22 protein-coding genes are annotated in these 22,326 nt (G+C 59.9%); 11 read left to right on the forward strand and 11 right to left on the reverse strand.

What is annotated here, in order from left to right; all coding sequences use genetic code 11:
• Positions 1–29: 29 nt before the first annotated feature.
• A complete protein-coding gene (locus PspR76_RS24800) occupies positions 30–593 on the reverse strand; it encodes an NAD(P)H nitroreductase (protein WP_159959557.1) in 564 nt (187 codons plus the stop codon).
• A 139-nt stretch (positions 594–732) separates the two neighbouring features.
• Here PspR76_RS24800 and PspR76_RS24805 point away from each other — a divergent pair, with 139 nt between their 5' ends.
• The 4 genes from PspR76_RS24805 to PspR76_RS24820 all read left to right on the forward strand — a co-directional run bounded on the left by PspR76_RS24805 (position 733) and on the right by PspR76_RS24820 (position 5,049).
• Positions 733–2,160, forward strand: coding sequence for a di-heme oxidoreductase family protein (locus tag PspR76_RS24805; protein ID WP_159959558.1), 1,428 nt, complete (start codon positions 733–735; stop codon positions 2,158–2,160).
• 31 nt (positions 2,161–2,191) lie between these two features.
• Complete coding sequence (locus tag PspR76_RS24810; RefSeq protein ID WP_159959559.1) at positions 2,192–3,256, forward strand: imelysin family protein; 1,065 nt, start codon at positions 2,192–2,194, stop codon at positions 3,254–3,256.
• A 2-nt stretch (positions 3,257–3,258) separates the two neighbouring features.
• Entirely contained in the window at positions 3,259–4,359 is a 1,101-nt protein-coding gene (locus PspR76_RS24815) for a DUF1513 domain-containing protein (protein ID WP_159961624.1), read from the forward strand.
• 249 nt (positions 4,360–4,608) lie between these two features.
• Entirely contained in the window at positions 4,609–5,049 is a 441-nt protein-coding gene (locus tag PspR76_RS24820; RefSeq protein ID WP_159959560.1) for a hypothetical protein, read from the forward strand.
• Between the two features lie 119 nt (positions 5,050–5,168).
• Here PspR76_RS24820 and PspR76_RS24825 read toward each other — a convergent pair whose 3' ends face one another.
• The 5 genes from PspR76_RS24825 to colR form a co-directional block, all read right to left on the reverse strand.
• Positions 5,169–5,396 carry a hypothetical protein gene (locus PspR76_RS24825; protein WP_159959561.1) on the reverse strand — a complete coding sequence of 76 codons (228 nt, stop codon included), beginning with the start codon at positions 5,394–5,396 and terminating at the stop codon, positions 5,169–5,171.
• Positions 5,393–6,112, reverse strand: coding sequence for a lipopolysaccharide kinase InaA family protein (locus PspR76_RS24830; protein WP_159959562.1), 720 nt, complete (start codon positions 6,110–6,112; stop codon positions 5,393–5,395). Before PspR76_RS24830 ends, PspR76_RS24825 begins: the two co-directional genes overlap by 4 nt.
• A 4-nt stretch (positions 6,113–6,116) precedes the next feature.
• On the reverse strand, positions 6,117–6,797 hold the full coding sequence (locus PspR76_RS24835) for a class I SAM-dependent methyltransferase (RefSeq protein ID WP_159959563.1): 681 nt from the start codon (positions 6,795–6,797) through the stop codon (positions 6,117–6,119).
• A gap of 188 nt (positions 6,798–6,985) precedes the next feature.
• Positions 6,986–8,266: a sensor histidine kinase gene (locus tag PspR76_RS24840; RefSeq protein WP_159959565.1), complete on the reverse strand. Its 1,281-nt coding sequence runs from the start codon at positions 8,264–8,266 to the stop codon at positions 6,986–6,988.
• Positions 8,256–8,939, reverse strand: coding sequence for a two-component system response regulator ColR (colR, locus tag PspR76_RS24845; RefSeq protein WP_003208587.1), 684 nt, complete (start codon positions 8,937–8,939; stop codon positions 8,256–8,258). Before colR ends, PspR76_RS24840 begins: the two co-directional genes overlap by 11 nt.
• A 201-nt stretch (positions 8,940–9,140) precedes the next feature.
• Between colR and PspR76_RS24850 the strand changes: the two genes are divergently transcribed.
• The 4 genes from PspR76_RS24850 (at position 9,141) to PspR76_RS24865 (ending at position 13,599) form a co-directional block, all read left to right on the forward strand.
• Positions 9,141–11,090 (forward strand): LTA synthase family protein, encoded by a 1,950-nt coding sequence (locus PspR76_RS24850; RefSeq protein WP_159959567.1) that lies wholly within the window; start codon positions 9,141–9,143, stop codon positions 11,088–11,090.
• Between the two features lie 78 nt (positions 11,091–11,168).
• Positions 11,169–11,867, forward strand: a complete 699-nt coding sequence (locus PspR76_RS24855; RefSeq protein WP_159959569.1) for a response regulator transcription factor — start codon at positions 11,169–11,171, stop codon at positions 11,865–11,867.
• A complete protein-coding gene (locus PspR76_RS24860) occupies positions 11,857–13,155 on the forward strand; it encodes a sensor histidine kinase (RefSeq protein WP_159959571.1) in 1,299 nt (432 codons plus the stop codon). Before PspR76_RS24855 ends, PspR76_RS24860 begins: the two co-directional genes overlap by 11 nt.
• Positions 13,156–13,239: 84 nt before the next feature.
• Positions 13,240–13,599 (forward strand): hypothetical protein, encoded by a 360-nt coding sequence (locus PspR76_RS24865; protein WP_159959573.1) that lies wholly within the window; start codon positions 13,240–13,242, stop codon positions 13,597–13,599.
• 78 nt (positions 13,600–13,677) lie between these two features.
• Here the strand turns inward: PspR76_RS24865 and groL are convergent, their stop codons facing one another.
• The 5 genes from groL to PspR76_RS24890 form a co-directional block, all read right to left on the reverse strand.
• Positions 13,678–15,324 carry a chaperonin GroEL gene (gene groL, locus PspR76_RS24870; protein ID WP_064453985.1) on the reverse strand — a complete coding sequence of 549 codons (1,647 nt, stop codon included), beginning with the start codon at positions 15,322–15,324 and terminating at the stop codon, positions 13,678–13,680.
• 49 nt (positions 15,325–15,373) lie between these two features.
• Positions 15,374–15,670 (reverse strand): co-chaperone GroES, encoded by a 297-nt coding sequence (locus tag PspR76_RS24875; protein ID WP_094953007.1) that lies wholly within the window; start codon positions 15,668–15,670, stop codon positions 15,374–15,376.
• Positions 15,671–15,917: 247 nt separating this feature from the next.
• Complete coding sequence (locus PspR76_RS24880; protein ID WP_025854816.1) at positions 15,918–16,394, reverse strand: FxsA family protein; 477 nt, start codon at positions 16,392–16,394, stop codon at positions 15,918–15,920.
• 66 nt (positions 16,395–16,460) lie between these two features.
• Complete coding sequence (locus PspR76_RS24885; protein WP_159959575.1) at positions 16,461–17,192, reverse strand: HugZ family pyridoxamine 5'-phosphate oxidase; 732 nt, start codon at positions 17,190–17,192, stop codon at positions 16,461–16,463.
• Between the two features lie 112 nt (positions 17,193–17,304).
• A complete protein-coding gene (locus tag PspR76_RS24890) occupies positions 17,305–18,312 on the reverse strand; it encodes a DUF481 domain-containing protein (protein ID WP_159959577.1) in 1,008 nt (335 codons plus the stop codon).
• Positions 18,313–18,445: 133 nt separating this feature from the next.
• On the opposite strand from PspR76_RS24890, the gene PspR76_RS24895 reads away from it, so the two are divergent.
• The 3 genes from PspR76_RS24895 to PspR76_RS24905 all read left to right on the forward strand — a co-directional run bounded on the left by PspR76_RS24895 (position 18,446) and on the right by PspR76_RS24905 (position 22,311).
• Positions 18,446–18,808, forward strand: coding sequence for an MGMT family protein (locus PspR76_RS24895; RefSeq protein ID WP_159959579.1), 363 nt, complete (start codon positions 18,446–18,448; stop codon positions 18,806–18,808).
• Positions 18,809–18,851: 43 nt separating this feature from the next.
• A complete protein-coding gene (locus PspR76_RS24900; RefSeq protein ID WP_159959581.1) occupies positions 18,852–20,384 on the forward strand; it encodes an AmpG family muropeptide MFS transporter in 1,533 nt (510 codons plus the stop codon).
• Between the two features lie 211 nt (positions 20,385–20,595).
• Positions 20,596–22,311, forward strand: a complete 1,716-nt coding sequence (locus tag PspR76_RS24905; protein ID WP_159959583.1) for a proline--tRNA ligase — start codon at positions 20,596–20,598, stop codon at positions 22,309–22,311.
• The last annotated feature ends 15 nt before the right edge of the window (positions 22,312–22,326 follow it).

The following is a 22,326-nucleotide window of genomic DNA, read 5'->3' on the forward strand; positions in this document are numbered from 1 at the left end:
GCTCCCACATAGAGCAGATGGGTGGTGGCTTAGCGGCCAGGCCACGCCTGAACAAACGCCGCCACATCCTCTTTCTGCGCAACACGCGGCGGGTTCTGCGGCGTACCCAGGTAAAGGAAGCCAATCACTTCCTCATCCGCCGTCAGCCCCAGGCCTTTCGCCACGTGGGCCGAGTAAGACAACTCCCCCGTACGCCACACCGCGCCAATCCCCTGTGCATACGCCGCCAACAGAATACCGTGGGCCGCACACGCGGCCGCCAGCAGTTGCTCGGATTTCGGCACCTTGAAATGTTCTTGCAGGCGGGCAATCACCACCACCACCAACGGTGCGCGCAGCGGGCCGTTCTGGGCTTTGTCGATGGCGGCTTGCGGGGCGTCGGCGTCCTGCAGGCGCGCCGCTTCGGCCAACAGCGTGCCCATGTGTTCGCGGGCGGCGCCTTCCACGGTGAGGAAACGCCAAGGGCGCAACTGGCCGTGGTCCGGCGCGCGCATGGCGGCGGCGAACAGCACGTCGCGCTGCTCCTGGGTCGGTGCCGGTTCCAGCAAACGCGGCACGGAAACACGGTTGAGCAAAGCGTCGAGAGCCTGCATTGGCCACCTCCAGAGAAAAATGTGCGGCCATTCTAGCGGGAATGACTCGGATTCGACCAAACGATAATTGCTCTTATTCAAACCGCCCTGCCCTGTTAGACTTTGCGACCTAATTTTCGGCCTCCGTTCAGGAATTTCGATGTTCCGTTCGCTATTTCGCCTGTGCGCAGCATTGATGGCCTTGAGCCTGACGGCCTGCGATGACGCCCCACGCTTCACCAAGGCAGAGCCCGGTGAAGCGCGAGCCGGCGGCGCGACGACGGTGAACAAGCGTGACCAGAACGCGTTTTCCCTGCCCTCGGCCAACCTGGCGCCGACCCGCCGCCTGGACTTCAGTGTCGGCAACAGCTTCTTTCGCAGCCCGTGGGTGATCGCGCCGTCCACCACCACCGCGCGCGACGGCCTTGGCCCACTGTTCAACACCAACGCCTGCCAGAACTGCCATATCAAGGATGGCCGTGGCCATCCGCCGTTGCCGGACGCGCCGAATGCAGTGTCGATGCTGGTGCGACTGTCGATTCCAAATGCTGAGCCCTACGCCAAGCTCATCGAACAGCTCGGCGTAGTGCCCGAGCCGGTCTACGGCGGGCAATTGCAAGACATGGCGGTGCCGGGCGTGGCGCCGGAAGGCAAGGTGCGGGTCGACTACACGCCGGTCAACGTGACGTTCAAGGACGGCACGGTGGTCGAGTTGCGCAAGCCGGACCTGCAAATCACCCAGCTCGGCTATGGCCCGATGCATCCGGATACACTCTTCTCGGCGCGCATCGCCCCGCCAATGATTGGCCTGGGCTTGCTCGAAGCCATCAGCGACGCCGATGTGCTGCGCAACACCGACCCGAAAACCGCCGACAAAGAAGCCCTCGTCGGCCGCGCCAATTGGGTCTGGGATGACGCCCAGCACAAAACCGTGCTCGGCCGCTTCGGCTGGAAAGCCGGGCAACCCAACCTCAATCAACAAAATGTTCACGCGTTTTCTGGTGATATGGGCCTCACCACGTCCCTGAGACCCTTTGATGACTGCACCGACGCCCAAGTCGCCTGCAAACAGGCGCCTAACGGTAACGGCCCCGATGGCGAGCCGGAAGTCAGCGATAACATCTTGCGCCTGGTGCTGTTCTACACCCGCAACCTGGCCGTGCCGGTGCGCCGTGGCGTCGACACGCCGCAGGTGCTGGCCGGTAAAAACCTGTTCTACCAGGCCGGTTGCCAGGGCTGTCACAAACCGACGTTCACCACGGCCGCCAACGCTGCCGAACCCGAACTGGCCAACCAAGTGATTCGCCCTTACAGCGACCTGCTGTTGCACGACATGGGCGAAGGCCTTGCCGACCACCGCAGCGAATTCAAGGCCGGTGGCCGCGACTGGCGCACGCCGCCGTTGTGGGGCATTGGTCTGACGCAGACCGTCAGTGGCCACACCCAGTTTTTGCATGATGGCCGCGCCCGCAACCTGCTCGAAGCCGTGCTCTGGCATGGCGGTGAAGCACAGGCGGCGCAGCAGCATGTGTTGTCCTTTAATGCCGAGCAGCGTGCCGCGTTGCTGGCGTTCCTGAATTCTCTATAAGATTTGCCCCAATTACCGAAGGGAGCTCGACATGTTTCGTCCCAAGTTGTTGTTCACCAGCCTGGCCGCCTTAGCCCTCGGCGCCTGCTCGCCGCAGGACCCGCAAGCGGTGACCTCGGCGGCCATCGCCAAGCAAGTGATTCTGCCGACCTACAGCCGCTGGGTTGAAGCCGACCGCCAATTGGCCGTCAGCGCGCTGGCCTACTGCCAGGGCAAGGAAAGCCTGGACACCGCGCGCGCCGACTTCCTCCACGCGCAAAAAGCCTGGGCCGAACTGCAACCGCTGCTGATCGGCCCACTGGCCGAGGGCAACCGCTCGTGGCAAGTGCAGTTCTGGCCGGACAAGAAAAACCTGGTCGGCCGACAAGTCGAGCAGCTGGTCACCGCCCAGCCGCAGATCGACGGCGCCGCATTGGCCAAATCCAGCGTGGTGGTACAGGGCCTGTCGGCCTACGAATACATCCTCTACGACGCCAAGACCGACGTCGCCGACGAAGCGCAGAAGGCCCGCTACTGCCCGCTGCTGGTGGCCATCGGCGAACGCCAGAAAGCCCTGGCTGAAGAGATCCTGGCGAGCTGGAACAGCACCGACGGCATGCTCGCGCAAATGACCAAGTTTCCGAACCAGCGTTACGCCGATTCCCACGAAGCCATCGCCGATCTGCTGCGCGTGCAAGTGACCGCGCTGGATACGCTGAAGAAAAAACTCGGCACGCCGATGGGCCGCCAGACCAAGGGCATCCCGCAGCCGTTCCAGGCCGATGCGTGGCGCAGCCAGTCTTCCCTGCAAAGCCTGCAAGCCAGCCTGGCCGCCGCCCAGACCGTATGGGCCGGCGTCGACAACAAAGGCCTGCGTGGCTTGTTGCCGTCGGACCAAAAACCATTGGCCGACAAGATCGACGCTGCCTATGCCGCTTCACTGAAACTGTTCGCCAGCAACCAGCGCACGCTGAATGAACTGCTGGCCGACGACGCTGGCCGTCAGCAGCTCAACGACATTTACGACAGCCTCAACGTAGTCCACCGCCTGCACGAAGGCGAGTTGGCCAAGGCGCTGGGCATTCAACTGGGCTTTAACGCCAACGACGGTGACTGATGATGCTCAGGCGACAGGCTTTGGCGGTGGGTAGCGTGCTGCTCAGTGCAATCACGCTGGGTGGCTGGACGCTGTTCAAGCAAAAGGGCTCAAAGAGCCCGTTGCTGCTGTCGGCGCGCGATGATGTGGATGGCAAACACTATGCCGTGGGTTATCACCTGGACGGCAAGCAAGTGTTTGCCACCCAGGTTGGCCAGCGGTGCCACGACATCATCAACCACCCGACGCTGCCGATTGCGCTGTTCGTCGCCCGGCGTCCGGGCACTGAAAGTTACCTGATCAACCTGCGTGACGGCGCGCTGCTGCAGACCATTACCTCGAATGCCAATCGCCACTTCTATGGCCATGCGGTGATTCACAAGAGCGGTGACTGGTTGTACGCGACCGAGAACGACACGACCGACCCGGGCCGTGGGTTGCTGGGTGTCTATAAGTTCGAGGGTGAGCGGCTGGTGCACACTGGGGAAATTTCCACCCACGGTATCGGCCCGCACCAGGTGTCATGGATGCCTGACGGTGAGACCTTGGTGGTCGCCAACGGCGGCATTCGCACCGAGGCTGAAAGCCGGGTGGAGATGAACCTCAACGCCATGGAGCCGAGCCTGGTGCTGATGCACCGCGACGGCAGCCTGATCAGCAAGGAAACCCTGGGCCAGCAAATGAACAGCGTGCGCCATATGGGGATTGCCGGCGACGGCACCATCCTCACGGGGCAGCAGTTTATGGGCGCGTCTCAGGAGCGCTCCGAGTTGCTGGCAATCAAGCGGCCAGGGCAGCCGTTTGTGGCGTTTCCGGTGGCCGATGAGCAGTTGCAGGCCATGGGGCATTACACCGCCAGCGTTGCGGTACACAGTGAGTTACGGCTGGTGGCGTTGACTGCGCCACGGGGCAATCGCTTTTTTATCTGGGACATGGACAGCGGCGAGCTGCGCCTGGATGGGCCGTTGCCCGACTGCGCCGGGGTTGGCGCGGTAGCGGACGGTTTTGTGGTGACGTCAGGCCAGGGGCGCTGCCGCTTTTATGACTGCCGCCAGCAGCCGTTGGTGGCTAAACCGTTGGAGTTGCCGTCGGGGTTTTGGGATAACCACTTGCACTTGGTTTGACATCAGCACGCTCGTTCTCCCGCGCGGGAACGAGCCTTCCTGCGGTTGTAGATGCTTTCAGCGAACACCGCTGGCGAAGAGCGGTTCATGTTCAGCGTTATTCCGGAATAACGCGTATTCCCATATCGAATTAAAAACTGTCATTTCTCACAGTACACCGCTATTTATTTCCTCGTTATGGTGTCGGAGCAGTCACTATTGGCTACTGTTCGCAGTAGTTCAGATTGGATACTTAAAAGGAATTACAGTATGAAACAACTAATCCTCGCGGCCTGTTTACTGATGTCAACTCAGGTATTTGCCGCAACTCCCGAATATTTCCCTTCACCCAATGACGACGTGAGAACTGGTGGTTCTACATCGATAGGCGTTATGCCGAAGGTGCCAGATAATGGCCCATTGGTGTATCGGTTAGATAATTCAACTATGGGGTTTACAGAAAAACTAACTTTACCCAAAAAGTCGAATGATTATGGCAGCGCTGTAATGGTATTAAACAAATCGGATAAATCTACCTTTATTAACACGGACAATAGTTCTCTTTCGAAGCCTCTGGAAATCGAACCGAATCACGGAGTCTATGTGTACTTTGACAAAGTTAAAGGCATCTGGAACCCGGATGTGCCTTATGTCATCACTGCTGGCCCCCCATCCGGCCAAGTCAACGTTGCCCCATCCCAGATGCCTTGAACGCCGCGCCCGATGCTGAACATTGGGCGTTTCGGCTCGACGTTACTTGTAAACGTTCAGGTCAAGTACAAAAAAAGGGCCTCGCATCGCAAGGCCCTTTCTCGGGGGTTTGAATCGTTTCAACTCTGCGGCCTCATGCCCTGAGACATCCCGAACATGAACAGCAATAACTCATGGTCAGGCTTGACCGCCACACTCGTCTTGGCGACGCGCGGCAACAGGCACTGCCCGCTACCTTGCACCGCACTGAGCACTTGTGTGCGAGGTTGTTCCCACGCAGCCAATGCGAGGGCTGCAATGCCCAACGCACCGACCAGGAACAAACCTCGTGCTATTTCTAGCTTCATCTGGTTAAACCCTTGATAGCGCTGCCAAACGCCGTCTCGTAAAAGTAGCTGAGTTTTTTCCAGTCTGTATCACTCCACGACGAATGGCGCCGCAGTTGCTGCATGTCATGGGAGGCGGCCCGATAAGCGGTCAAACGCTGGCGGCATTTCTCAAAATCCAGCAACGCCACTTCCACATTGGCCGAGTCGCCCTCACCCGTCACCCGTAAAAAGATGTGCTTGATGTACAGGCAACCATGTTGCCAGCGGCCCTTGTGCATACGCGCCAGGGTGCCCGCCACTTCCTTGAGCACACGCTCATGCACCAACTCGCCATACTGCTCGCGGCCACCGGCGGCGTACCAGTTTTCGATCTCGTCGAAACCGTCGAGCGACGCGGTTACCAGTAGCGCTTTCCACTGGTGCTCGGGGTCGCGGCGCGCCTCGCAGAACACCAGTTCAGGCACTCGTACATCCAATGAACGCAAGCCCTTGAGGGCATCACGTTCACGCAACACAGTCGGGCGCCCGAATGGGTGGAGCAAACTGCGGTAGATATGCCCGGTCTGGCGCTTGCTGTAGAGCAAACGACCATTGGGGCTGATCACGCGTTGCACACCACTTTCACCACCGCGTCGACGATTGGGTTCCTCGACCCATTCGCCCTTCAGGCGCCAAAAATAATCAAACCGTTCTTCGGGAGCTACATGACTGCCTACTACGCACTCAACTGCCATCCTGTTACCTCTTACGCAATACATACACACGCCACATGGCGTAGAGCGGTATGAAGTCCAGGGATTCCTGAACACGGAAACCGGCCTGCTCGAACTCTGCCTCAACAGTAGCAGCCGGTAACACGAACCGGTTTTGGTAACCTTCCTGCTCACCTTTACTACGACGTTTCACTTCGGCGCGCTTGCGTTTCCAGGCCTTGAAATTGCCGTCCACACACAGCGAAATAATCACGCTGTCGCGGGTAACCCGCTGAAATTCCCGCAGTATCGTCATACGGTGCGCCGGGTCACCAATGTGGTGCATCAAGCGCATGCAGAAGATGCTGTCGACCGAATTGTCAGGCAAATCGATATCAAAGGCAGATGTCTGCAAAGGTCGTACCCGTTTCACCACGTCCGCCGGCTGAGCGACAGTCGCGACCTTCAACATCGACGCCGAATTGTCGGCCCCGATAATCACTCGGTTGGGTTTCTCCGCCAGCAACGGCCAAAAACGCCCGGCCCCGCAGGGCAGGTCCAACACTAGGCCAGGTTCGCCAGCCATGGCCAGCGCACCCCGCGCCAATTGCTCGTCGCGTTTGTGGGACAACCGGCGAGCCAGATTGTCCTGATGCTTGAGCAAATAATTTTGCGCGTGCTGATCGTCGTACTTTTCGGAAAAATCGAGCTTGATCGGGGTAGACATCAACGGATCTCCAGTAGCTGATGCCTACAACCTTAAGCACCGCCCTGTGATCAACTGGTCAACCCGTTGTGAAAAACTTGTCCTGTCCAATCTCATACATTTCAAGACTTTACAGACACAAGCAATATCATGGGGCCATCTTCGCCGAATTACGGCGATGTCTGGCAGGATAACGGCAGGGACATGCGTCAGGGCTTGACCTGACTCAACTGGACGTGAAAACGGCAGCCGTGGGGGTCCATCGGGTTGAGGCTGACCGTCCAGCCCTGGTTCTCGCAGATGCGCTGCACCAGCGATAAACCCAGGCCAAGGCCTTCGCCACGCTTCTCGCTGCCACGCACAAACGGCTCGAACATCGCCTCACGCTTGTCTTCGGGAATCCCTACGCCGGTGTCTTCCACCACAAAACCGCTGGGTTCAAGGGTCAGGCGGATGAAGCCGTGTTCGGTGTAATGCAGGGCATTGCGCAACAGGTTGCCCATGACCGCATGCAGAAAGGTGGTGTTGTAGCGCGCATCCGAAGGATTGCCGGGCTGGTAAATCAATTCCAGCCCCTTGCGCTCGATTTGCTCGCGCCAGATGCCGAGCAAATCGTCAGCGACCTGCGCCAGCGTCACCTGCGGTGACATCGCCGCTTCATCATGTTCGGCGCGCGCCAGCATCAGGAAGGTCTGCACCAGTTCACGCATTTCTTCGCAGGCACGGGCGATGCGTTCCACTTGATTACGCCCGCGTTGGTCGATGGCCGGGTTTTCCAGCAGCAGCTCGCAGGAGCTGGCCAGCACCATCAATGGCGTGCGCAATTCATGGCTGACATCACTGGTAAACAGCTGTTCGCGCGACAACGCCTGGCGCAAGCGGCCCAAGGTGGCATCGAAGGCCACGGCCAGTTCGCCGACTTCATCGGCCGCGTAATCCGGCGCCAGCGGCGGCGCCAGGCCCAGCAGTTGGTCGCGATGTCGCACCTGGCGGGCCAGCCGCACCACCGGCGCCATCACTTTGCGCGCCAACACCCAACCGAGAAACACCGCCAGCGCCAGGCTGAGCACGAAGCCCACCAGCACCACGGCGAACAGAACACGCTCGCGCTCTTCAAAATCGCTTTGGTCTTGCAGCAGCACATAGCGCCGGCCATCCACCACTTCGACCATGGCGTGATACGACAGCGACTCGCGGAACACCTCATGAAAGCCCGGTTCCAGATGGCGTAAATCCTTGGGCAGCTCGAAATCCCCGCGCCCACCGCTGAAATAGAACAGCTGGTCGGGCTCGGGCCGGTGGCTCCAGTCCTCGACGCTGTCCATCAGCAACAAGCGTTGCAAGTCGCCGCCCAGGCCTGCCGAGATGAGTTTTTCTTCCACCAGGTGCACGGTCGCGACGATGCCCATGGCGAACGCCCCCGCCACCAATGCACTCATCAACGCAAACGCGATGATGATCCGTTGGGCAAGGCTTTGCTTAAACTCCATCACGACCCTCGGCCAGGCGATAACCCACACCGTGCACCGTTTGCAGCAGCGGCTTGGCGAACGGTTTATCGATCACTTGGCGCAATTGGTGAACATGGCTGCGCAGGCTGTCGCTGTCCGGGCAGTCATCGCCCCACAGGGCTTCTTCGAGAATTTCACGGCGCAAAACATGCGGGCTCTTTTGCATCAACACCGCGAGCAATTTCAGGCCCACGGGGTTGAGTTTGAGCAGGCGCCCTTCGCGGGTCACTTCCAGGGTGTCGAGGTCATAGTTCAAGTCGCCAACCTGCAGGGCACGGCGGCCGCCACCTTGGGCGCGGCGCAATACGGCTTCGATGCGGGCGGCCAATTCCGACAAGGCAAACGGCTTGAGCAGGTAATCATCGGCGCCGGACTTGAAGCCCTGCAGCCGGTCGTCCAACTGGTCACGGGCGGTGAGCATGATCACCGGCGTGTCACGGCGCGCGTCTTCACGCAGGCGTTTGCACAAGGTGTAGCCATCGATGCCCGGCAGCATGATGTCGAGCACGATCAAGTCGTAATGCTCGGTGGCAGCCAGGTGCAGGCCTGACAAACCGTCCTGCGCACAGTCCACGGTGTAGCCCTTCAGCCCCAGGTAATCGGCCAGGTTGGCCAGAATATCGCGGTTGTCTTCAACCAATAAAATTCGCATGGGCAGTGTCTCCGTACGCGGTAACGGCCTTGTTGGCTCGCGCAGCTTAAGGCCAAGTGCGGCTCAGGGATAGACCTTGAGGGCCTGTCGATAAAGGTTTTCAACCAATTGCACGAACCAACAAGTTTTTCACTATAGCTTCACAAACTGACTACAGTGTCAGGCTGAAGATCACCGCCCATTGATATAAGGAATGTAGACATGGGGTTTCTCAAAACGGCGCCTATGCGCTTTTTGCTGCTCGTCACCGGCGCCTGGCTGGTTGTTTTCTTGCTGACGCGCAGCGTGCTGCTGCTTACCCATCTGGATGAAGTCGGCGGCAACCTGCTGCCGGTGTTTGGCGTGGGCCTGTTATACGACCTCGGCTTCCTGACCTATGCCGCCTTGCCGCTGGGCTTGTACCTGCTGCTCTGCCCGCCTGCGCTGTGGCGCCGCCGTGGCCACCGCTGGTTTCTGCAGGCAGTGCTCACCGTCAGCCTGTTCGCCATGCTGTTTACGTCGGTCGCCGAGTGGCTGTTCTGGGATGAGTTCGGCGTGCGCTTCAACTTTATCGCCGTCGATTACCTGGTGTACTCCGACGAGGTGTTGAACAACCTGCTGGAGTCTTACCCGATCGGCAAGCTGCTCAGCCTGCTGGCAATGCTCGCGGTTGTGTTGAGTGTGGTTCTGCGCAAGCCGTTCAATGCCGCCATGAACGCACCCTTGCCGCCGCTGCGAGGTCGCCTGCTTAACGCCCTGGGCCTGTTGATTGTCGCCGGCCTCAGCCTGCAACTGATCAGCCAGGACAGCCCGCGCGCCCAAGGTGGCAACGCCTACAAGAACGAGCTGGCGAGCAACGGCCCGTATCAATTCTTTGCGGCCTTTCGTAACAACGAGCTGGATTACCCACAGTTCTACCAAAGCCTGCCCACTGAGGTGGTCGCCAAGCAGTTGCGTGCCGAACTCAGCGAACCCAATGCGCGCTTTATTGGCAAAGACCCTTTGGACATCCGCCGCGCAATCAACAACCCCGGCACGTTGCGCAAACCCAATATCGTGCTGGTGACCATCGAAAGTTTCAGCGCCAAATACATGGGCAGCAATGGCGACGGGCGTAACCTCACGCCGAACCTGGATGCCCTGCGCAAACAAAGCCTGTACTTCAATAATTTCTATGCCACCGGCACCCGCACCGACCGTGGCCTGGAAGCGATTACCCTGGCGATTCCACCCACGCCAGGGCGTTCAATCGTCAAGCGCATCGGCCGTGAAAGCGGCTTCGCCAGCCTCGGCCAGCAACTCAGCGCCATCGGCTACGACAGCGTGTTTGTTTACGGCGGGCGCGGTTACTTCGACAACATGAACGCGTTTTTCAGCGGCAACGGTTATCGCGTCGTTGACCAGAGCAGCGTTCCGGAAACCGACATCTCGTTCAAAAACGCCTGGGGCATGGCTGACGAAGACCTCTACCGGCAAACCCTGAAACTGGCCGACGCCGATTACGCCAAGCAGCAGCCCTTTTTGCTGCAACTGATGACCACCTCCAACCATCGCCCCTACACCTACCCGGACGGGCGCATCGATATCAAATCCGGCAATGGCCGTGACGGTGCGGTGAAATACACCGACCACGCGATCGGCGAGTTCCTTGAGGCGGCACGCCAGAAGCCGTGGTTCGATAACACGATTTTCGTGTTCGTCGCCGACCACACCGCAGGCAGCGCGGGCAAGGAAGACTTGCCCATCACCAACTACCAGATCCCGCTGTTTATCTATGCACCCAAGCTGATCGACGCCCGGGAAACCGCGCAACTGGCCAGCCAGATCGACCTGGCGCCGACCTTGCTGGGCCTGATCAACCTGAGCTACGAGTCGACGTTTTTCGGCCGCAACCTGTTGCAGGACAACCCGCTGCCGCCGCGCGTGGTGGTCGGCAACTACCAGCACCTGGGGTTGTTTGACGGCAAGGACCTGGCAATCCTCAGCCCCCGCCTGGGCCTGCGTCGCCATGACCAAGCCTTGGCCGAGAGCCAGGAGTTGCGCGTGGGCAGTGATGACCCATTGATCCTGCGCGCAATCACCTACTACCAGGCCGCCAGCTATGGCTTCAAACAGCAATTGCTGAGCTGGAAAGCGCCGAAGGATGAGGCTGCGGCCATCAGCATCCGCTGACAGCCCCACTCAAGCCCTTGCCTGCCACAGGGCAAGGGCGTAACACTTGCGCCCATTCCCTGGCGACGACGCCCGATCATGTCCGAGACCCTGCTGCTGATTGAAGATGACCGCCCACTGGCCGCGCTGACTGCCGAGTTTCTGCGCGCCGAAGGTTTCACCGTGGCCATTGAGCACCGGGGCGACCGCGCCGCCCAGCGCATTCGCGACGAGCAGCCGGCGCTGTTGATCCTGGACGTGATGCTGCCGGGTATCGACGGCTTCACCCTGTGCCGACAGATTCGCGACCAATACCCTGGGCTGATCCTGATGATGACCGCGCTGGACGAAAACGCCGAACAGCTCACCGGGTTCAACGTCGGGGCAGACGATTACGTGGTCAAGCCTGTCGATCCACAGTTGTTGCTGGCCAGGATTCGCTCGTTGCTGCGCCGCCACCCGCAAGCCCCTCGCGCGTATTACCAGTGGGGCGCGTTTCGCTTGGACCTCAACAGCCATTTCGCCTGGCTGAATGACGCGCCCTTGCAGTTCTCGGTTGCGGAGTTCGAATTGCTGGCGATTTTTGCCCGCCATTGCGGCGTCTTGCTGACGCGGGAAAAACTCCTGCAAAGCCTGCGCGGCCTGGAATACGACGGGCTCAACCGCTCCATCGATATGCGCGTATCGCGCTTGCGCAAAAAGCTGATGAGCCTGGAATGCCCGGTGACCATCCAGACCATTACGGCCCAAGGCTATCTGTTCGTCGAAATCCCGCAGGAAGCCGCGCGTGTTCTCTAAACTGCGGCCCTGGATGGTGGCGACGGCCGGCGCGGGCTGGACCGGCTTGACGCTTTATATGCTCTGGCTGTGCACCAACGCCTCAGTATTTGTGGGTGACGACAGCTTCTTGCGCCTGATGGCCGGGCCGGGCTACCTGGTGGCCGAACAGCTCAAAGGCGTGCCCGCCGACCAGCGCGAAGCGCGGATGGATACCCTGCGTGCGCACTTTCAGTACCCGGTGAACCTGATCGCGCTGGACGATGTGGAGCTGCCGCCGGAAGCCATGGTCATGCTGGAACATGGGCAACCGGCGCTGAACAGCGACGAAGACATCAGCTACTTCCCGCTCGACGACGAAACCGTGATCCGATTCGGCCCCATGTGGGGCAGCGCCGAGGTCAAGGACCTGCTGAAATTCCCGGTGTTCTGGATCACCGCCTGCGTCGCAGGCTTGCCGGTGCTGCTACTGCTCGGGATTGGTTTACGCCTGCACCGGCAGCGCCACACCGACCTGCACACACTCAATACCTGCCTGGCGACACTGGCGCGCAGCCCGAACGTGATGTTGCCCGCCATGGGCAAGGAATGGACACCGTTGCTGCTGACGCTGCAACAGCATGCACGGGACATCAGCGCCATGAGTGAACGCCACCGCGAAGTCTCCCAGGCGGTGTCCCACGAACTGCGCACGCCCCTGGCGCGCATGCGCTTTGCCTTATCGCTGCTGGGTAAAAGCGAAGACCCGAGCACCCGAACGCGCCTTCAAGAACGTTTGCTCATCGATGTCGAAGAGCTCGAAGCCTTGGTTCGCGCCAGTTTGGCGTTTGCTCGCCTTGCGGGCGCGCCGACCGACTTGCAGCACGAACCGATCAACCTGCGTGACTGGTTGCATCAAGAGTTCGCCTTGCTCGACGGGCACCATCGGCGGTTGAGCCTGGAAACCGAGCCGGCCGGGCTGGAACTGGTCGGCGACCGCGCCTTGTTGCACCTGATCGTACGTAACCTGTTGAGCAACGCCATCACCTATGCCCGCGAGCAAGTGTGTGTCAGCGCGGCGTATCAGGGGCAACATCACTTGGTGCTGCACGTGGATGACGATGGGCCCGGCATCCTCGCGGAAAACCGCGAAAAGGTCTTCGAGCCCTTTGTGCGGCTTGCCATGGGCGGCGACGCACCCGGCGGCTTCGGCCTCGGCCTGGCGCTGGCCAAACGTGCGACCCAGTGGCACCACGGTGAATTGACGGTGGCCCGCAGCCCGCTGGGCGGTGCACGCCTGACCCTGGTGTTGCCGCTGCGCCCACTCTAGATAGCGTGTTACAGCCGGTGACAGCGAGACGCTGCCATTACCCCTACTCTCTGCCGCCTGAATCCCAGGTTGGAGAGCCCGTACATGCGTCCCCCCAAGAAGCATTTGTTCACGCTGCTGCTGTCGTTGTGCATCGTCACCGGCACAGCGTCGGCCTTGCCACTGGCGGTCACACACTCGCCAGCGCAGCGCATAGACCAATACGTCGCCGACTACACACGCAAAGCCGTGTGCTACCCAAGCGTGACAGGCAGGGTCGTTGTAGCCGAACACCGGAGGCGGCCCAGAGCCACCCGCGCTGAAAAACTCGCGCACCTGCCTGTCACTCACCCACTCAACGAAGCTGCTGCACCGCAACCCCTGGCACTTATGCCGCATGCCGAACTGATGCTGGCCCGGGGCATGACCTTCAAAAAGCTGTTGCGGCGCCGCTCCATCGGTTGATGTATTGAATAAAGCCCATAAAAAAACCCCGCCTGCATCGCTGCAGGCGGGGTTTTTCAGTAGCCGGGTGAGGCTGGCTTACATCATGCCGCCCATGCCACCCATGCCGCCCATGTCTGGCATACCGCCGCCAGCCGAGCCTTCTTTCTTCGGTGCATCAGCAATTGCCGCTTCGGTGGTCAGGATCAGACCGCCGATGGAAGCTGCAGCTTGCAGTGCCGAACGAGTCACCTTGGTAGGGTCCAGGATGCCCATTTCGATCATGTCGCCGTAGACGCCAGTCGCAGCGTTGTAACCGTAGTTACCTTTGCCGTTCTTGACTTCGTTGACCACAACGCTTGGCTCGTCGCCGGAGTTGGCAGCGATCTGACGCAGCGGTGCTTCAACGGCACGACGCAGTACAGCGATACCGACGTTCTGGTCAGCGTTGTCGCCTTTGAGGTCAACCAGCGCTTCCAGAGCACGGATCAGCGCAACGCCACCGCCAGGTACCACGCCTTCTTCAACGGCTGCACGGGTTGCGTGCAGGGCGTCTTCAACGCGGGCTTTCTTCTCTTTCATTTCAACTTCGGAACCCGCGCCAACCTTGATCACTGCAACGCCGCCGGACAGCTTGGCCAGACGCTCTTGCAGTTTTTCACGGTCGTAGTCGGACGAAGTTTCGGCAACCTGGGCACGGATCTGAGTGATGCGCGCCTGGATGTCCTGCTCTACGCCAGCACCGTCAACGATGATGGTGTTTTCTTTGGAGATGGTCACGCGCTTGGCGCTGCCCAGGTTTTCCAGGGTGGCGCTTTCCAGGCTCAGGCCGATCTCTTCAGAGATAACGGTACCGCCGGTCAGAACAGCGATGTCCTGCAGCATGGCCTTGCGACGGTCGCCGAAGCCTGGCGCCTTGACGGCCGCGACTTTAACGATGCCACGCATGTTGTTCACAACCAGCGTCGCCAGGGCTTCGCCTTCAACGTCTTCGGAAACGATCAGCAGTGGGCGGCCGGCTTTGGCAACGGCTTCCAGTACTGGCAGCATTTCACGGATGTTGGAGATTTTTTTGTCGACCAGCAGGATCAGCGGGCTGTCCAGCTCGGCAACCATGGTCTCTGGCTTGTTGACGAAGTACGGGGACAGGTAGCCACGGTCGAACTGCATGCCTTCTACAACCGACAGTTCGTTTTCCAGGCCAGTGCCTTCTTCAACGGTGATCACGCCTTCTTTACCGACTTTTTCCATGGCTTCGGCAATGATGTCGCCGATGGAGCTGTCGGAGTTGGCGGAGATGGTGCCTACCTGAGCGATAGCCTTGGTGTCGGCGCATGGCTTGGACAGGTTTTTCAGCTCAGCAACAACGGCGATGGTCGCCTTGTCGATGCCGCGCTTGAGGTCCATCGGGTTCATGCCGGCAGCGACGGCTTTGTAGCCTTCGTTGACGATAGCCTGAGCCAGAACGGTGGCGGTGGTGGTGCCGTCGCCTGCGTCATCGTTGGCACGGGAGGCAACGTCTTTGACCAGCTGCGCGCCCATGTTCTCGAAACGGTCTTCCAGTTCGATTTCTTTGGCGACGGAAACGCCGTCCTTGGTGATGGTCGGAGCGCCGAAGCTCTTCTCGATGATCACGTTACGGCCTTTAGGGCCCAGGGTCGCTTTTACTGCGTCAGCCAGGACGTTAACACCGGTGAGCATTTTTTTGCGGGCGGAATCGCCGAATTTAACTTCTTTAGCAGCCATGATCGATATTCCTTAAATACTTTGTAGTAACGGGAAAATGAGCGGGGAATCAGTCTTCCAGAACGGCGAGAATTTCGTTCTCGCTCATTACCAGCAGGTCTTCGCCGTCGACTTTCACAGTGTTGCTGCCGGAGTAAGGGCCGAAAACAACCTTGTCACCCACTTTCACAGCCAGCGCACGTACTTCACCGTTTTCCAGAGCCTTGCCTGGGCCTGCAGCGATGATCACACCGTGGTTGGCTTTTTCAGCAGCCGAACCTGGCAGAACGATACCGCCAGCGGTTTTCTTTTCTTCTTCGCTGCGACGGATTACGACGCGGTCGTGCAGAGGACGAAGCTTGCTCATTGTCGATCTCTCCTAATTGTGTTTTTCATCGGCCGGTATCGGTACCGGCGGGTTGTATTCCGGTGGTGCCGGTCGCGCCTCGCCAAGCAAGACGCGGAAGTCTGTCTGGTGTCGCCACCAGAAACCTTGCGGTGACCGTTACATAAGGGCGCATAAGCTTATTACAAGGGGTCGCAGCGGAAATTTTTTGTGTCTGCCGGCAACCAAATGCAACACGGCACCCGAAGGTGCCGTGCTCATAAAGCGGTTATTTACTGTCGCGGTGTTCGAACTCGCCTTCGATCACATCACCTTCACGCCCCAGCGGCTGGCGCGGGGCCGGGCCGCCACGGGGTTGCAGGTCGTCGGCGAACGCACGCTGGCGAATCGCAGCCTCTTCAGCGCGCTGGCGCATCTTGCCGGCCAGCAGCTTGCGGGTGACCGGCAGCAGCATGACCAGGCCGACCACGTCACTGATGAAACCCGGCAGGATCAACAGGCCGCCGGCCAAAGCCATCATCAGGCCTTCAAGCATGGTCTGGGCTGGCAGCTCGCCGCGGTTCAAGCTTTCACGGGCACGCAACGCCGTGGCCAGGCCGGCGACGCGCAGCACCAGAACGCCGAGCATCGAGCCGAGAATGATCAGCAACAGGGCCGGGAAAAACCCGATCGCACCGCTGACTTGAACGAATACGAACAGCTCCAACACCGGAAATAGCAGAAAGAGCAATAAAAAAGGGCGCATCAAATGGTTCCTCAACGCAAGAATGCCTTGCCAGTCCACCTTAGATGACGTCGCCATTTCGTGAATTCAAGCGCTGGCAGGCTCTTTTTTCGGCCAGACCTCGGCGTGAGCCAATGAAACCAGGGCTTCGCGTACTTGTGTCGGAGTGTTGCAAGACGCTGCGAAGGGCAGCCAGTGCAACGACTGACCAATGCGCAAGTGCATGCCTTCGCTGTCGATGCCGGCCAATTGCGCCGGCTCAAAGGTCGGCAAGCCGGTCAACGCGACGTAATGCGCGATGGCCTTGGTGTGATCGCTGTTCATGTGCTCGATCATGCTGCGCTCGGCCTTGCCCGCGAACGGATTGGCCAGGGTCAATTGATCGACCCAGTGAATGGCGCCAAACCCGCCGATATAACGATGACGCACAGGCTTGAGCACCCAGAAGTCGAAATCATGGGCCTTGTGGTAGTTGGCGGAATCGGGGAAGTAGCGGTAATAACGCTCGGCGGCCGCGTCAATGGCGTCGGCGTCTTCGAGTTTCTCGGCTTCGGCCAGGTAAGTCAGGCGGCCGACGGCCTGTACATCATCGGCCTCGCGCTCGCCTACCAGCAGCGAGCACTTGGGGTCTTTCAGCAGGTTATGAGTGTGCTGGGCGATACGGCTGATCAGGATCAGCGGTCGGCCCTGCTCGTCGAGGCAATACGGCACGACCGAGCCAAAGGGAAACCCGGGCATGGCTTTGGACAATGTGGAGAGAGCCCCACGGTATTCCTTGAGCAACAGCTCTCGGGCGTTCTTGGCAACGTGCGCGCTCAACGTATGACTCCTCGGGTAATCAGCCGCCCATAGCCTATGGCGTCTATGGGAATGAATCTCAACACAAGGTAATCAATAACCGCGCAGGTTGCCAGAGCGCTCCGTGCTGCTTTTACCAGGCCACGCCAAAGCCTGCGGTATAACGGGTCTTGCTCAAGCTGCCTTTCGAATCGCCATCAATGATGTCGCGTTCGGCCTTGAGGTTCAGAGACGCCCACTCGGTGACTTTGTAACGCAGGCCCATTTCCGAATCCAGAGAGTACTTGGCCGGCCCGGAGAGCGGCTTGCCCACCTCACCGTTAGTGAAGAACTCAACGGTTTTACCCACCAGGTAGCGGTTGTAGTTCCACTTCATGGCCAGGGAATAGAAGTTGGTCTTGAGATCATTGGAATATTCATAATCGGTGCGGTTAACCAGCGAGCCGAGGGAGAACGCCCCCAATTCGTCGTCCCAGAACTGGTAGCCCGGGCCTGTACCGACGGTGCGCTGGCGGGACAAGTCTTCAACCTTGTCGCGCTTGTAGGTCAGGCGGCCTTGCCAGAACCAATGCTCGGTGAGGAAGCGGTCCAAGTCATATTCCAGGGCCCAGTTGTCGGTGGTGGTGACGTCGTCCTGGAACTCGCGGTTGTATTCGCCCTGGCCGGTATGACGCCACTGGCCGTGACGGGCGGTGGTCTTGAAGTCGACGTCGTAGTCGTTGGTGTCTTTGTCGGCACGCTTGTAGTCGAGCGCCAGGTCGACGTTGCCCTTCCACACCAGGTCTTCAATCACAGGCTTGGGCTTGATGATTTGCTGGATGCTCGCCAGCTCCACGGTTTTGGGGGCTTCGCCATTGGCCAAGACCACCTTGCCATCCTCCGCTGCCTTCAAGGACTTGGCCTTCTCGCCGCTGTAGGCATCCTGTTTGACCAGCAACTCCTGATCGCTTTCCAGGGTTTTCACCTGTTTCCAGTCCACCGGGATTGCCCCTGCGTAGTCGGTCTGAATCAGCAGTTTGCCACCGTCGAAGACCTTGATCTTGCCCGTCAGGCGGTCACCGTTCTTCAACCAGACGGTGTCGGCAAGCAAGGGCGTGGAGGCGCTGAAAACAGCGAGGCACAGCAGGGTTCTGGACAACATAAGCGTATTGGGGGCTCGGAGTTGGCGAAAAAGAGGCGTTATCGTGTTAGATAGCTAGGACTGACTCAAGTATTTATATTGAGTTCAATTCTCACCTGCATGATTACAGACGTTTCTTACAAAGACCCTGACGATGCCCACAGAGAATCTACCCGACGATACCCATCAAGGCCCCGCCGAAATGCGCCGCACCGCGCTGTACCTGACCTTGGCGCAAGTGCCCGAGGGCTGCGTGGTGAGTTACGGCGAACTGGCCCATCTGGCCGGGTTGGGCCGCGCGGCCCGCTGGGTCGGGCGCACGCTGAGCCAACTGCCGCAGGACACTCGCCTGCCCTGGCACCGAGTGCTGGGTGCCGGTGGTCGGATAAGTCTGCCGGTGGGCAGTGCCTCAGGCGACGAACAACGTGCGCGTTTACGCAGCGAAGGTGTCAGTATCCTGAACAATCGCGTTGATATTCAGCGTCATGGCTGGCGCCCGGTAGAGCACAGCGGTTAGAGTGCGCGCTTTGTTTCCGCAAATCTGAGGCAGACTCCAGCCCATGCCCCGTAAAACCTGGCGCGCCGCGCTCGCTGCCTATGCCAGCCCCTCGACGTTAGTACTGTTGTTGCTCGGCTTCGCCGCCGGCTTGCCTTACATGTTGGTGTTCTCGACGCTTTCAGTGTGGTTGCGCGAGGCCGGTGTGGCCCGCGAGACCATCGGTTATGCGAGTCTGATCGGTTTGGCCTACGCCTTTAAATGGGTCTGGTCGCCGCTGCTCGACCAATGGCGCCTGCCACTGCTGGGTAAACTCGGACGTCGTCGTTCCTGGCTGGTGCTGGCCCAAACGCTGGTGATCCTCGGGTTGATCGGCATGGGTTTTTGCGACCCGCAAAAACACCTTTCCTGGCTGATCGCCATTGCCGTCATCGTTGCCTTCGCTTCGGCTACCCAAGACATTGCGGTGGACGCCTATCGCCTGGAAATCGCCGACGACAGCCGCCAGGCTGCCCTGGCTGCCAGCTATATGTCCGGCTATCGCATCGCGGCCCTGCTGGCCACGGCCGGCGCACTGTTCTTTGCCGAAGGCTTCGGCTCGACCGGGTTCAACTATAAACACTCGGCCTGGACCGGCACCTACGTGCTGTTCGGTGTGCTGATGATCCCCGCCTTGCTCACCACCCTGTTCATGCGCGAACCCAACGTGCCACTGCGCACCCAGTTGCAGGCCGGCCGTTACAGCTTCGTGCACCAGCTTGTTTCTGTATTTGTGCTGATCGTGCTGCTGGTGTCGGTCCCGGCGATGTTCACCCAGCTGTACAACACCGATTTTGCCAGCGTGCTGTTCCATGGCGTAAGCCTGTGGGAGCTGTTGATGGAAGACCGCGCGTTCCTGCGCGCGATTCTGTACATCATCCTTACCACCCTGTGCCTGTCGGCCATGGGCCGTCGCGGCCTGGCGCCGGTGCTGACGCCGGTCAACGACTTTATCCTGCGCTATCGCTGGCAGGCGTTGCTGCTGCTCGGGCTGATTGCCACTTACCGCATGTCCGACACCGTGATGGGCGTGATGGCCAACGTGTTCTACATCGACCAGGGCTTTACCAAGGACCAGATCGCCGGGGTGAGCAAGATCTTCGGCCTGATCATGACCCTGCTCGGCGCCGGTATGGGCGGCCTGCTGATCGTGCGCTTCGGGATCCTGCCGATCCTGTTTATCGGCGGCGTCGCCTCGGCGGCCACCAACCTGCTGTTCGTGATGCTCGCCGACATGGGCCCCGACCTGCAGATGCTGATCTTCACCATTTCCCTGGATAACTTCAGCTCGGGCCTGGCCACGTCGGCGTTTGTCGCCTACTTGTCGAGCCTGACCAACCTGAAGTTCTCGGCCACCCAATATGCACTGCTCAGCTCGATCATGCTGTTGCTGCCGCGCCTGATTGGCGGCTATTCAGGCGTGATGGTGGAGAAGTTCGGTTATCACAACTTCTTCCTGATCACCTGCCTGCTGGGCGTGCCGACGTTGTTCCTGATTGCCTTGCATTGGTTTCAGGAAAATCGACGGATTCGGTTGAGCCCGCCCCAGGAAGACTGACACGCCTCAATCAATGTGGGAGCTGGCTTGCCTGCGATGCAGACGACGTGGTGTATCTGATACACCACGGTGATCCCATCGCAGGCAAGCCAGCTCCCACACAAGCCCGGTTCCTTCAGAAACACCCCGCGACCTCATGCCTGTACTCCGGCAGCAACCGCCCGTACAATCCAAAGTCATTTCAAGTCCAAGCAACCGACAACGGCCTACCATGCGTACCAGTCAATATTTGCTCGCCACACAGAAAGAAACGCCTTCCGACGCGGTTGTGATCAGCCACCAGCTGATGCTGCGCGCCGGCATGATCCGCAAGCTGGCCTCCGGCCTGTACACCTGGCTGCCCATGGGCTTGAAGGTGATGCGCAAGGTCGAAGCCATCGTTCGCGAAGAAATGAACGCCGCCGGCTCTCTGGAAGTGTTGATGCCGAGCACCCAACCGGCTGAGTTGTGGCAGGAATCCGGGCGCTGGGAAGAGTACGGCCCTGAATTGCTGCGCTTCAAGGACCGTCATGGCCGCGATTTCTGCGCCGGCCCGACCCACGAAGAAGTGATCACCGACCTGATGCGCAACGAGCTGAGCAGCTACAAACAGCTGCCGCTGAACCTGTATCAGATCCAGACCAAATTCCGTGACGAAATCCGCCCACGCTTCGGTTTGATGCGCGGCCGCGAATTCATCATGAAGGACGCCTATTCGTTCCACGCCGACCAAGCCTCCCTGCAGGTCACCTACGACCGCATGCACCAGGCCTACTGCAACGTGTTTACGCGCCTGGGCCTGAAATTCCGCCCGGTTGAAGCGGACAACGGTTCCATCGGCGGCGCCGGTTCCCACGAATTCCACGTGCTGGCCGAGTCCGGCGAAGACGATATCGTCTTCAGCAACGGTTCCGACTACGCGGCGAACATCGAGAAAGCCGAAGCTGTGCCACGCGAGACCTCCCGCCCGGCACCGACTGAAGAGCTGCGCCTGGTGGACACACCAGAGACCAAGACCATCGCGGCCCTGGTGGAAAAATTCAATCTGCCGATTGAAAAGACCATCAAGACCCTGATCGTGCGCGCCGAGGAAGAAGGCAAGCTGATCGCCCTGGTCATCCGTGGCGACCATGAGCTCAACGAAATCAAGGCCGCCCAGCAACCTGGCGTGGCCAGCCCGCTGGTCATGGCCACCGATGCCGAACTGCGCGACGCGATTGGCGCCGGTGCCGGTTCGCTCGGCCCGCTGAACCTGCCGCTGCCAATTATCATCGACCGTTCGGTCGAGCTGATGAGCGACTTCGCTATCGGCGCGAACATCGACGACAAGCACTACTTCGGCGTGAACTGGGAACGTGACCTGCCGGTGCCAACCGTGGCCGACCTGCGTAACGTGGTTGCAGGCGACCAAAGCCCGGACGGCAAGGGCACCCTGGAAATCAAGCGCGGCATCGAGGTCGGGCACATCTTCCAGCTGGGCAACAAGTACAGCAAGGCGATGAAGTGCGAAGTGCTGGGCGAGAACGGCAAGCCGATCACCCTGGACATGGGCTGCTACGGCATTGGCGTATCCCGCGTGGTTGCCGCTGCCATCGAGCAGAACAACGACGAGAAAGGCATCATCTGGAGTGACGCCCTGGCGCCGTTCCAGGTGGCGTTGGTGCCGCTGCGTTATGAAACCGAGCAAGTTCGCGAAGCCACCGACAAACTGTATGCCGAACTGACGGCCGCCGGTTTTGAAGTGCTGCTGGATGACCGGGACAAGAAAACCAGCCCGGGCATCAAGTTCGCCGACATGGAACTGATTGGCATCCCGCACCGGATCGTGGTCAGTGACCGCGGCCTGGCCGATGGCAATCTGGAATACAAAAGCCGGACCGAAGCCGAAGCCCAACCGTTGCCGGTGGCTGACGTGCTGTCTTTCCTTCAGGCGCGTATTCGTCGCTGAAAACCAGATCAAGAG

The sequence above is a fragment of the Pseudomonas sp. R76 genome (assembly GCF_009834565.1).
Classification (GTDB): Bacteria; Pseudomonadota; Gammaproteobacteria; order Pseudomonadales; family Pseudomonadaceae; genus Aquipseudomonas.